This window comes from Kitasatospora sp. NPDC059577 (genome assembly GCF_042735475.1).
Classification (GTDB): domain Bacteria; phylum Actinomycetota; class Actinomycetes; order Streptomycetales; family Streptomycetaceae; genus Kitasatospora.
The window spans coordinates 53,173-64,849 of the sequence record NZ_JBHWBZ010000040.1 but is presented as its reverse complement, the minus strand read 5'-3'; the positions used below and the strand labels follow the sequence as shown (position 1 = coordinate 64,849).

Annotated in this window: 9 protein-coding genes; 3 read left to right on the top strand and 6 right to left on the bottom strand. The window is 72.1% G+C overall.

Features of this window, described 5'->3' with window-relative positions:
- Nucleotides 1-157: 157 nt before the first annotated feature.
- The 4 genes from ACFV0O_RS26825 to ACFV0O_RS26810 form a co-directional block, all read right to left on the bottom strand.
- Nucleotides 158-1,183, bottom strand: coding sequence for a rod shape-determining protein (locus ACFV0O_RS26825; protein WP_030256393.1), 1,026 nt, complete (start codon nucleotides 1,181-1,183; stop codon nucleotides 158-160).
- 322 nt (nucleotides 1,184-1,505) lie between these two features.
- Nucleotides 1,506-1,919 carry a nucleoside-diphosphate kinase gene (gene ndk / locus ACFV0O_RS26820; RefSeq protein WP_360248577.1) on the bottom strand — a complete coding sequence of 138 codons (414 nt, stop codon included), beginning with the start codon at nucleotides 1,917-1,919 and terminating at the stop codon, nucleotides 1,506-1,508.
- 156 nt (nucleotides 1,920-2,075) lie between these two features.
- Nucleotides 2,076-2,429 (bottom strand): DUF4233 domain-containing protein, encoded by a 354-nt coding sequence (locus tag ACFV0O_RS26815; protein WP_380346020.1) that lies wholly within the window; start codon nucleotides 2,427-2,429, stop codon nucleotides 2,076-2,078.
- Nucleotides 2,430-2,431: 2 nt separating this feature from the next.
- Nucleotides 2,432-3,823 (bottom strand): bifunctional folylpolyglutamate synthase/dihydrofolate synthase, encoded by a 1,392-nt coding sequence (locus ACFV0O_RS26810; protein WP_380346016.1) that lies wholly within the window; start codon nucleotides 3,821-3,823, stop codon nucleotides 2,432-2,434.
- 197 nt (nucleotides 3,824-4,020) lie between these two features.
- Between ACFV0O_RS26810 and ACFV0O_RS26805 the strand changes: the two genes are divergently transcribed.
- Nucleotides 4,021-5,454 carry a glycosyltransferase family 2 protein gene (locus ACFV0O_RS26805; RefSeq protein WP_380346015.1) on the top strand — a complete coding sequence of 478 codons (1,434 nt, stop codon included), beginning with the start codon at nucleotides 4,021-4,023 and terminating at the stop codon, nucleotides 5,452-5,454.
- 46 nt (nucleotides 5,455-5,500) lie between these two features.
- Nucleotides 5,501-6,646, top strand: coding sequence for a non-hydrolyzing UDP-N-acetylglucosamine 2-epimerase (gene wecB / locus ACFV0O_RS26800; RefSeq protein WP_380346014.1), 1,146 nt, complete (start codon nucleotides 5,501-5,503; stop codon nucleotides 6,644-6,646).
- 447 nt (nucleotides 6,647-7,093) lie between these two features.
- Here the strand turns inward: wecB and ACFV0O_RS26795 are convergent, their stop codons facing one another.
- Together ACFV0O_RS26795 and ACFV0O_RS26790 are read right to left on the bottom strand one after the other, a co-directional pair.
- Entirely contained in the window at nucleotides 7,094-7,618 is a 525-nt protein-coding gene (locus ACFV0O_RS26795; RefSeq protein WP_380346012.1) for a hypothetical protein, read from the bottom strand.
- Between the two features lie 320 nt (nucleotides 7,619-7,938).
- A complete protein-coding gene (locus ACFV0O_RS26790) occupies nucleotides 7,939-10,551 on the bottom strand; it encodes a valine--tRNA ligase (protein WP_380346044.1) in 2,613 nt (870 codons plus the stop codon).
- A 214-nt stretch (nucleotides 10,552-10,765) separates the two neighbouring features.
- Between ACFV0O_RS26790 and ACFV0O_RS26785 the strand changes: the two genes are divergently transcribed.
- Complete coding sequence (locus tag ACFV0O_RS26785; protein WP_380346010.1) at nucleotides 10,766-11,584, top strand: hypothetical protein; 819 nt, start codon at nucleotides 10,766-10,768, stop codon at nucleotides 11,582-11,584.
- The last annotated feature ends 93 nt before the right edge of the window (nucleotides 11,585-11,677 follow it).

Below are 11,677 nucleotides of genomic sequence, written 5' to 3'. Positions count from 1 at the left end.
CCGCGCGCCGGCGTCCCCACCCGCCCGGTGGCCACCCCGCGGCCAGAGCGGTGGCCCCACCGCGGTGTGTGACTCCCCGGTCCTCCCCCCGCGCCCCCCCGGGCGGGGGGGCCGGGGGGGCCGGCCCGTTCAGTCGTGTCGGATGTGTGCTGTGGTGCTAACGGCGCGGCTGGGCGTCGAGTACCTGCTGGAGGGCCTCGAACTCCTCGACGCACTTGCCGGAGCCGAGCGCGACGGAGTCGAGCGGGTTCTCGGCGATGTGGATCGGCATGCCGGTCTCGCGGCGCAGCCGCTCGTCGAGGCCGCGCAGCAGGGCGCCACCGCCGGTGAGCACGATGCCGCGGTCCATGACGTCGCCGGCCAGCTCGGGCGGGCACTGGTCGAGGGTGGTCTTGACGGCGTCGATGATCGAGTTGACCGGCTCGTCGATGGCCTCGCGGACCTCGGCGGCGGAGATGACGACGGTCTTGGGCAGGCCGCTGACGAGGTCGCGGCCGCGGATCTCGGCGTGCTCGTCCTTCTCGCCCTCCAGGCCGAAGGCGCTGCCGATGCTCATCTTGATCTGCTCGGCGCTGCGCTCGCCGAGGAGGAGGGAGTACTCCTTCTTGATGTGCTGGACGATCGCGTTGTCCAGTTCGTCGCCGGCGACCCGGATGGACTGGGCGGTGACGATGCCGCCGAGGGAGATGACGGCGACCTCGGTGGTGCCGCCGCCGATGTCGACGACCATGTTGCCGGTGGCCTCGTGGACGGGCAGGCCGGCGCCGATGGCGGCGGCCATCGGCTCCTCGATGATGTGCACCTGGCGGGCGCCGGCCTGCGAGGAGGCCTCGATGACGGCGCGGCGCTCGACGCCGGTGATGCCGGAGGGCACGCAGACGACGACGCGCGGGCGGGCGAGGTAGCGGCGGCGGTGGATCTTGAGGATGAAGTACCGCAGCATGCGCTCGGTGATCTCGAAGTCGGCGATCACGCCGTCCTTGAGCGGGCGGATGGCGACGATGTTGCCCGGGGTGCGGCCGATCATCTTCTTGGCCTCGGCGCCGACGGCGAGGATGCCGCCGGTGTTGGTGTTCACCGCGACGACCGACGGCTCGTTCAGGACGATGCCCTTGCCCCTGACGTACACCAGCGTGTTGGCAGTTCCGAGGTCGATCGCCAAGTCGCGGCCGATGAACGACAGGTTGCTCGCCATGGGGTGTAGGTGCCTTCCCGGGCTCGGAGTTCATGGGGGGGGTGGACGACTGCGTGCGCCCACGCTTGGGCGGAGACCAGCTGAGCTGCCTTACCGGGCCCTTGAGTCGCGTCCATCGTAGTCACGCTGCACGGTACGGACGTCGACGCGGGGCATACCGTCCATTGTCCGGAGCGTGATCGCTTCTCCCCGGATTGGGACGCCGTGTCGGGATGCCCAGTTCCCTATTTCACGATAAGAATGCCCCGGCCGGGCCAATGGTCCCGACCGGGGCAGTCCCGAGGTCCTCCGGGCGTGTCGCCCGGCCGGCTCAGGCGTGCGCCGGGAAGAAGATCTTGATCTCGCGCTCGGCGGACTCCGGGGAGTCGGAGGCGTGGATGAGGTTCTCGCGGGTGATCGTCGCGTAGTCGCCGCGGATGGTGCCGGCGCCGGCCTCCAGCGGGTTGGTGGCCCCGGCCAGCATGCGGATGCCCTTCACGACCTCCTCGCCCTCGACGATCAGCGCGAGCGAGGGGCCGGAGGTCATGAACTCCAGCAGCGGCTCGTAGAACGGGCGGCCGACGTGCTCCGCGTAGTGCTGCTCCAGCGTCGCCCGGTCGAAGGTGCGCAGCTCGATCGCGGCGAAGCGCCAGCCGGCCTTGCGCTCGATGCGGCTGATGATCTCGCCCGCCAGGCCGCGGCGGACGGCGTCGGGCTTGAGCAGGACGAGAGTGCGCTGGGACACGGTGCGTCTCCTGGGGATTCGGTTCGGCAGGCAGTCGGGTCGACGGGTGGGCCGACACGGCAGAGGTTACCTTGCGTACACGGCGTGTCGGTCGGCCGGTCCGGACCCCCGGTCCTGCCCCCGCGCGCCCGCCCGCGGGGGCACGGGGACGGGGCCCTAGACCCGGACGGCGGCCGCCTCGGTGGCGGCCGCGCGGGCCGCCTTGAAGGCGTCCACCTTGCGGCCGTAGTGCACCGAGCACCACCACAGGCCGGCGAAGACCACGCCGAGGCCGAACATGGTCGGCAGGACGAAGCCGCTGGCGATCAGGCCGATCTGCAGCGCCCAGCCGATCTGCACCGCGCCGGGGCGGTCGATCATGCCGCAGAGCGCGATGCACAGCGCCATCGCGATGCCGCTGACCGTCCAGATCTCCCCGCCGGAGACGTCCGAGAGCCGCATCGCGACCAGTGCCGCGAACATGATCAGCAGCGCTTCGCCGATCAGCGTCGAGGAACAGAGCGTCCTCATGTTCACTTCCTCCCGAGCAGCAGGCGGGCCTCGCCCACCGTGATGACCGAACCGGTGACCAGCACCCCGGCGCCGCCGAGGTCGCCCTCCTCCTCGGCGAGGGTGACGGCGGCGGCGATGGCGTCGTCGAGGCGGGGCTCGACCTGGACGCGGTCCTCGCCGAAGACCTCGACGGCGAGGGCGGCGAGCTCGTCGACGTCCATCGCGCGGTGGGTGGAGTTCTGGGTGATGACGACCTCGGCCAGGATCGGCTCGAAGGCCTCCAGCACGCCGGCCACGTCCTTGTCGCCGGAGGTGCCGATCACGCCGACGAGCCGGGTGAAGCCGAAGGACTCGGTGAGGGCCGCGACGGTGGCGCGGGCGCCGTGCGGGTTGTGCGCGGCGTCCAGGACGATCGTGGGGCTGCGGCGGACGACCTCCAGGCGGCCGGGCGAGGAGACGCCGGAGAAGGCCTGGCGGATCTTGTCGACGTCGAGCTGCCCGCCGCGGGCGCCGCCGACGCCGAAGAAGGCCTCGACCGCGGCCAGGGCGAGCGCCGCGTTGTGCGCCTGGTACTCGCCGTGCAGCGGGATGAAGACGTCCTCGTACTCCTCGCCGCCGAGTCCGCGCAGCGTCACCAGCTGGCCGCCGACGGCGAGTTCGCGGCGGATCACGCCGAACTCCATGCCCTCGCGGGCGACCGTGGCGTCCACCTCGACGGCGCGGCGCAGGATGACCTGGGCGGCGTCCAGCTGCTGCTGGGCGACGACGGCGACGGCGTCGGGCTTGATGATCCCGGACTTCTCGACGGCGATCTCGCCGGTGGTCCCGCCGAGCTTGTCGGTGTGGTCGAGGCCGATCGGGGTGATCACGGCGACGGCGGCGTCGATGACGTTGGTGGCGTCCCAGGAGCCGCCCATGCCGACCTCGACGACGGCGACGTCGACCGGGGCGTCGGCGAAGGCGGCGTAGGCCATGCCGGTCAGCACCTCGAAGAAGGACATCGGCACCGGCTGCGCCGAGTCGACCATCTGCACGTAGGGCTCGATGTCGCGGTAGACCTCGACGAAGCGCTCGGGGGCGATCGGGGCGCCGTCCAGGCTGATCCGCTCGGTGACGGATTCGACGTGCGGGCTGGTGTAGCGGCCGGTGCGCAGCTCGAAGCTGTTGAGCAGCTGCTCGATCATCCGGGCGGTGGAGGTCTTGCCGTTGGTGCCGGTGATGTGGATGGAGGGGAAGGACCGCTGGGGCTGGCCCAAGATGTCCATCAGCGCCTCGATCCGGTCGAGCGAGGGCTCCAGCTTGTTCTCCGGCCAGCGCTTGGAGAGTTCGGCCTCGACGTCGCGCAGGGCGTCGCCGGTGCCGCCGTCGGCGGGGCGGATGGTGTACGGGTTCGGGTCGGCCTTGTCGCTCACGACCACAGTCTACGGAGCGGTGGCGGGGCGTCCTCACAGGGTGAGGGGCGGGGTGAGAACGGCCACTTTGTCCGACCTTCACCGCTACGAGCCAGTTTGATCCCTTTACTATTCATTTAGCGAATCCAAGCCGCAACGAAGCAGCAATTCGCAGCCGACAGGAGCCGCCAGCCTTTGATCACGAGGAGCACTGCGCCATGCCCGACGCCCTGCACGACTGGATCACGCTTCGACAGGACGCCGTCGTCCGGGTCGCCGGACTGATCTCCCTGGCCCTCGTGGGCTACATGGCGCTCGTCTTCGGACGCTTCCTCGTGTACTGGGCCGGCTCCCGCCACGCCTTCCGGCACAACCGGCCCGCCGAACCCGGCGACCCGGCCGCCTTCCAGTGGCACCTGGTCGTCCCGTGCCGCGACGAGGAGGCGGTGGTCACCCAGACCCTGGACGGCCTGCGCGCCTCCGCGCCCGAGGCCCACCTGTGGGTGATCGACGACGACAGCGAGGACGCCACCCGCGAACTCGTGCTCGCCGCCGCCGCCCGCGACCCGCGCGTCCACCTCGTCCGGCGCCGCCGCCCGCACGCCCGGATCGGCAAGGGCGCCGCCCTCAACGCCGCCTACCGGGAGATCTCCGCCTGGCTGCCCGGGGACACCGACCGCTCCCGCGTGGTGATCGGCGTGGTCGACGCCGACGGCCGGCTCGACCCCGGCACCCTCGCCCGGGTCTGCAACGACAAGGCCCTCGGCCGCCCGGACACCGGCGCCGTCCAGATCGGCGTCCGGATGCGCAACGCCGACGACGAGCTCCCGCTGCCCGGTCGCGGCCGGGCCGCCAACGCCGCCGCCCGCGCGCTCGTACGGATGCAGGACGTCGAGTTCCAGGCCAACAACGCGGGCATGCAGCTGCTGCGCCGCCGCACCGGCAGCGTCGGCCTCGGCGGCAACGGCCAGTTCGTCCGGCTCACCGCCCTCGACTCGCTCACCGCCGAGGAGGGCCGGGCCGGCCGCCCCTGGCCCGAGCGCGCGCTGCTGGAGGACTACGAGTCCGGGCTGGACCTGCGCCTGGCCGGCTGGCGGCTCACCCACGTCACCGAGACCCAGGTCTCCCAGGAGGGCCTGGTCTCGCTGCGCCGCTTCCTCACCCAGCGCACCCGCTGGGCCCAGGGCAACATGCAGTGCCTGCGCTACACCGGCCGGGTGCTGCGCTCCCCGCACTACACGTGGTCCGGCAAGGCCGAGGTGATGTACACCTTCCTGCAGCCCGTGGTCTGCGTACTGTTGGTCCTGCTGTTCCCGCTCTCGCTCGGGATCACCGCCGCCGGGCTGGTGCTCTTCCCCGCCGAGACCGCCGACTTCCAGCTCCGCTACGGGCCGTGGATGCTGCTGGTCCTCGTGCTGGCCACGCTGCCGATGGTGTTCTGGGGCCTCGCCTACCGCAGGACTGTCCACCCCGACCGGGGCCGGCTCACCGGGCTGCTCTGGGGCGTCCTGCTCTGGCTCTACGCCTACCACCTCTTCGTGGTCGCCGGCCGGGCCGCCGTCCGGTTGCTGCTCGGACGCAACGGCTGGGCCAAGACCCGCCGCAACGCCGAGAAGGTCGCCCTCGGCGCCCCCACCGCGCTCGAATCCTGAGCCGCCCCGCCCCCACGCCTCGTCCCCCGCCCCCGGAGCCTCCCGCATGAGCACCTGCCTGCCCCCGTCCAGCGTCGCCGTGGTCCTCGGCACCCGCCCCGAGCTGGTCAAGCTCGCCCCGCTGATCCACGAGCTCGGCGACGCCACCCGGCTGGTGCACACCGGCCAGCACTGGGACGAGGCGATGTCCGGCCGCTTCCTGCGCGACCTGGACCTGCCCCGGCCCGAGCTGCTCACCGGCGTCGGCGGCCGACCCCGGGCCGGCCAGATCGCGCAGTCCCTGGGCCAGCTGGACGCCGCCTTCGCCGAGGACCGGCCCGTCGCCGTGGTCGTCCAGGGCGACACCAACGCCACCCTCGCCGGCGCGCTGGCCGCCAACGCCCGGGAGATCCCGCTGGTCCACGTCGAGGCCGGGCTGCGCAGCTTCGACCGGGCGATGCCCGAGGAGCACAACCGGGTGATGGTCGACCACGTCTCGGACCTGCTCTGCGCCGCCACCCTGGACAACGTCGCCAACCTGCGCGCGGAGTCCCTGGCCGAGGACCGGATCCGGCTGACCGGCAACACCGTCGTCGAGGTGGTCCGCCGCCGGCTGCCGGACGCGGCCACCCGTGCCGCGCTGCTCGCCGAGCTCGGGCTGCGGCCGGACGGGTACGTGCTGGCCACCGTGCACCGCCCGGAGAACACCGACACCGCCGAGGCACTCGGCTCCGTGCTCGCCGAGCTGGACCGGATCGCCCGGGCCGGCACCCCGGTGCTGTTCCCGATGCACCCGCGCACCCGGGCCGCCGTCGAGCGCTTCGGCCTGGACGGCCTGCTGCAGCGCCTCACCGTGACCGGCCCGGTCGGCTACGCCGACTTCCTGGGGCTGGCGGGCCACGCGGCGCTGCTGGTCTCCGACTCCGGCGGCGTGCAGGAGGAGTGCACCGTGCTCGGCCGCCCCCTGCTGGTGGTGCGCCGCTCCACCGAGCGTCCGGAAGCGGTGGAGGCCGGCTTCGCCGCGCTGGTGGGGCCCGGTGAGGAGCTGGGCGAGCTGGCCCGCGACTGGCTCTCCGACACCCCCGAGCGCCTCACCCGGCTGGCGGCCACCCCCAGCCCGTACGGCGACGGCCTGGCTTCGGCCCGGATCGCCGCGCTGACCGCCGCGCTCGCCGAAACCGCCGGGGTCCAGGCTCCGGCACTGGCGGCCTGAGGCCGGGCCGGACGGGCCTGGCGCCCTCCTGACAGTCGAATTGGCCTACTCCACCTTTTGAGGCAAGTCCCCTTTCCCGAAAGGGACTTGAGTCGTCGGCGGCTCCCAAGCGCACCATCGACACCCCGTACGACGCCGGCGGCACCGCCCGCAACACCCGGACGCCCTGCGGCGGCTGGACCCGGCTGAGCACCGGCTTCACCACCGGCCCCACCACCACCGGCGTCACCGACGCACTGGACTGCCCGGCGGCCGGCACCGACTGCGGCAGCTACCGGCCGGACACCACCTGGCCGGGCATCGGCGGGGCGATGACCTGGTCCACCGACTGGGACGCCGAGGCCGGCAACCCCGCCGCCGTCACCATCGGCGCCCACCCGCAGACCATGCCGTAGGCGCGGTGCCGCCCGCCGTGAGGACGGCGGGCGGCCTGCCGCGGGCCCGGGCTCAGACCCCGGCCCGGGCCTCCGGCAGGTGCGCGGTGCCTCCGTGCCGACGGCGCAACTCGGCCGTGATCTCGCCCAGTTCGCCCTCGGGTAGCAGCGGCAGCATCATCGCGACGCCCTGCAGCAGACCGCCCAGCAGGAAGGTGGTGTCGGCCGTCGAGGCGACCAGGCCGCGGACCTCGGCCACCTCGCCGGCCGCCACCGCTTCGATCAGCCGGGCCGCGTCGGCGCTCTCCTCGTCCACCGCGACGGCGCCGGTGTCGGCGGGTGCCCGCCGGGCCATCGCCCGCAGCACCCGGTCGCCGACCTCGGGGGCGTACGCCTTGCGGACGGCCTCGGCGGCGATCCAGGCGAGCAGGGTGGTCACCTCGCGCTCGGCCCGCTCGGCGAACAGCACCTCCAGCTCGTGGTCGAACGCGAGCTGGTTCCCGTGCCGGAAGGCGAGCAACAGGGTCGCCGCCCTGGCCTTGGCCTCCTCGACCGCCTCGGCAGGCAGTTCGTCGGCCAACTCCTCGGTCACCACCACGCCGTGCCCTCCCGTCCGTCACCCATCAGGAACACCCCGCGGAACGCTCAGCAGAAACGCCCTTCGGAAACTCCGTGCACACCGTACACATCCCACCTGCAAACTTCCGCGAACGCGCGCGGGCAAGACCGGAATCAATTCGCTCGGAATAGGACCTCACCCGGTCCAGGATGAATATTCGCCGGAAGGGAGCAATGTTTCTGCGCTATTAGGCGTAACGAAAGCCGCCCCGCGGCGGAACCCGACGCCTGCACCGCGAAACGCCGAGGGGCCGCACCCCGCGCGTCGCGGAGTGCGGCCCCTCACGGACCGGTGCGGGCTCAGCCCTGCGGCAGCGCCGCGAGCTGGGCGGTGAGCCGGGCGATGTCGGCCTCGGCGGCCTCCTGACGGACCTTGATCTTGGCGACCACCTCGTCCGGCGCCTTGGCGAGGAACGCCTCGTTGCCGAGCTTGGCGGTGGTCTGCGCCTTCTCCTTCTCCGCGGCCGCGAGGTCCTTGGCGAGGCGCTTGCGCTCCGCCGCGACGTCGATGGTTCCGGACAGGTCCAGCGCGACGGTGGCACCGGCCACCGGCAGCGAGGCGGTGGCCGAGAAGCCCTCCTCGGGGACGGTCAGCCGCAGCAGCGAGCGGATCGCGTCCTCGTGGGCCTCCAGCGCGGTACCGGCCAGCTCCAGCTTCGCCGGGACGCGCTGGCCCGGCTTGAGGCCCTGGTCCGTGCGGAAGCGGCGGACCTCGGTCACGACCTGCTGCAGCGTGGCGATCTCCGCCTCGGCCGCGGCGTCGCGGAAACCGCTGTCCTGCGGCCAGTCGGCGATGACGACCGACTCGGCGCCGGTGAGCGTGGTCCACAGCGTCTCGGTGACGAAGGGGACGATCGGGTGCAGCAGGCGCAGCGTCACGTCCAGGACCTCGCCGAGCACCCGGCGCGCGGCGTCGGCCTGCGGCCCGCCCTTGGCCAGGGTGGTCTTGGAAAGCTCGACGTACCAGTCGAAGACCTCGTCCCAGGCGAAGTGGTACAGCGCCTCGGAGAGCTTGGAGAACTGGTAGTCCTCGTACAGCCCGTCCACCTCGGCGACGGTGCTGTTGAGGCGCGACAGGATCCAGCGGTCGCTCGCGGTCAGCTCCTCCGGCGCGGGCAGCGGGCCCTCGACGGTGGCGCCGTTCATCAGCGCGAAGCGGGTGGCGTTCCAGATCTTGTTGGCGAAGTTGCGGGCCGCCTGGACCCAGTCCTCGCCGATCGGCACGTCGACGCCCGGGTTGGCACCGCGCGCCAGCGTGAAGCGCAGTGCGTCGGAGCCGTACTTGTCCATCCAGTCCAGCGGGTTGACCACGTTGCCGAAGGACTTCGACATCTTCTTGCCGTTCTGGTCACGGACCATGCCGTGCAGCGCGATGGTGTGGAACGGCGGGGTGCCGTCCATCGCGTAGAGGCCGAACATCATCATTCGGGCGACCCAGAAGAACAGGATGTCGTAGCCGGTGACCAGGACAGAGTTCGGGTAGAACTTCGCGAGGCTGTCGGTCTGCTCCGGCCAGCCGAGCGTGGAGAACGGCCACAGGCCGGAGGAGAACCAGGTGTCCAGGACGTCGGTGTCCTGGTGCCAGCCCTCGCCGCTCGGCGGCTGCTCGTCCGGGCCGACGCAGACGACCTCGCCGTTCGGGCCGTACCAGACCGGGATGCGGTGGCCCCACCACAGCTGGCGCGAGATGCACCAGTCGTGCAGGTTGTCGACCCAGTCGAAGTACCGCTTCTCCATCTCCTGCGGGTGGATCTTGACCTTGCCGTCGCGGACCGCGTCACCGGCGGCCTGGGCGAGCGGGCCGACCTTGACCCACCACTGCATGGACAGCCGCGGCTCGATGGTGGTCTTGCAGCGCGAGCAGTGGCCCACCGAGTGGCTGTACGGGCGCTTCTCGGCGACGATCCGGCCCTCGGCGCGCAGCGCGGCGACGATCGCCGAGCGGGCCTCCAGGCGGTCCAGGCCGAGGAAGGGGCCGTGCACGGTGATGACGGCGTGCTCGTCCATGACGGCGATGTTCGGCAGGTCGTGCCGCTGGCCGATCTCGAAGTCGTTCGGGTCGTGCGCGGGCGTCACCTTGACGGCTCCGGTGCCGAACTCCGGGTCGACGTGTGCGTCGGCGACGATCGGGATCCGGCGGCCGGTCAGCGGCAGCTCGATCTCGGTGCCGACCATGTGCTTGTACCGCTCGTCCTCCGGGTGGACGGCAACCGCGGTGTCGCCCAGCATCGTCTCGGCGCGCGTGGTGGCGACGACGATGGAGTTCTCGCCCTCGCCGTAGCGGATCGAGACCAGCTCGCCGTCGTCGTCCTGGTACTCCACCTCGATGTCCGAGATGGCGGTCAGGCAGCGCGGGCACCAGTTGATGATGCGCTCGGCGCGGTAGATCAGCTCGTCGTCGAAGAGCTTCTTGAAGATGGTCTGGACGGCCTGGGACAGGCCCTCGTCCATGGTGAACCGCTCGCGGGACCAGTCGACGCCGTCACCGAGGCGGCGCATCTGGCCGGAGATCTGGCCGCCGGACTCCGCCTTCCACTTCCAGACGCGCTCGACGAAGGCCTCGCGGCCCAGGTCGTGGCGGGACTTGCCCTCCTTGGCGAGCTCACGCTCGACCACGTTCTGGGTGGCGATGCCGGCGTGGTCCATGCCGGGCTGCCACAGGGCCTCGTAGCCCTGCATGCGCTTGCGGCGGACCAGGGCGTCGATCAGCGTGTGCTCGAAGGCGTGGCCCAGGTGCAGGCTGCCGGTCACGTTCGGCGGGGGGATGACGATGGTGAACGGCGGCTTGTCGCTCTTCGCGTCGGCGCTGAAGTACCCACGCTCGACCCAGCGCTCGTACAGCTCGCCCTCTACGTCCGCGGGGGTGTAGGTCGTCGGGAGGGTGGCTGCTTCGTCCCCGGCGGAGGTGCTCACGGGGCGCTGGTTCGTCGTGTCGGTCACGACGCACAGTTTACGTAACCGGGGGGCGGGTCACGAACGGCTTTCGGTCCGTGGACCCGCCGCGCCCGGACGGGCCCCGGAAGGGCCCCGTGCGGTAGCGTGCCCGGGCACTCGTCCGGTCGACCGGACGTGCACGGAAAACTCCACACCAGACAGGCCGCGGGTGCGGCGGGGGAGCACAGAGCAGATGTACGGCCAGGGACAGCAGTATCCGCAGGGACAGCCGCAGCCGCAGCCCTACGGGGGCCAGCCGCAGTACGGCCAGCCGCCGCAGCCGGCCTACGGCGCGCCGCAGCCGCAGCCGCAGTACGGTTACCCGCCGCAGCAGCCCTACGGCGCGCCCCAGCAGCCGTACGGCGCGCCGCCGCAGGCGCCGTACGGTCAGCCGGGCTACCCGGTGGCGCCGCCGCCGAAGGGCAAGGGCGGCCTGGTCATCGGTCTGGTGATCGGCGCGCTGGTGCTGGGCGGCGGCGGCTTCGCCGCCTGGAAGTTCCTCGGCGGCAGCGACCAGGGCGGCAAGTACAAGATCACCGCCCCGCAGACGCTGGCCGACGGCTACGTCCAGAAGTCGGCGAAGGAGCAGGCCGCCGACATGAGCAAGCCCGAGGCGTCCAAGCTCGGCACGGATCTCCACGTCCTGGTGGCCAGTTACAGCAAGGGCTCGGACGCGATGGACACCTTCTCGGTGATCGGCGTCTACGGCGACCTCAACGACCCCGGGCAGATCATCGAGGACTCCAAGAAGGACAGCGGCGGCCTGTCCTTGACGATGACCGACTTCCCGGCGCAGGACGCCAACAACTCCGCGGCGAAGCTCTCCTGCGGCACGTCGACCATGCTCGGCAAGCCCGGCCCGACGATCTGCGTGTGGGCGGACAAGTCCACCACCGGCCGGGTCTCCTTCACCAAGGTCAGCCTGAGCGGCGGCAGCGGCCAGGCGCTCACCGCGGACCAGGCGGCCGCCAAGACCCGGACGATCCGCGACGCCATGGTCGTCGCCAAGTAGCACCGGGGATCACCCGCCCGGGGCGGGGCGGGGGGCCGGGCGCCCCGCCGCCGGGGGGGGGCGGCGCGGCGCCGGCCGAGGGCGCCGCCGCCA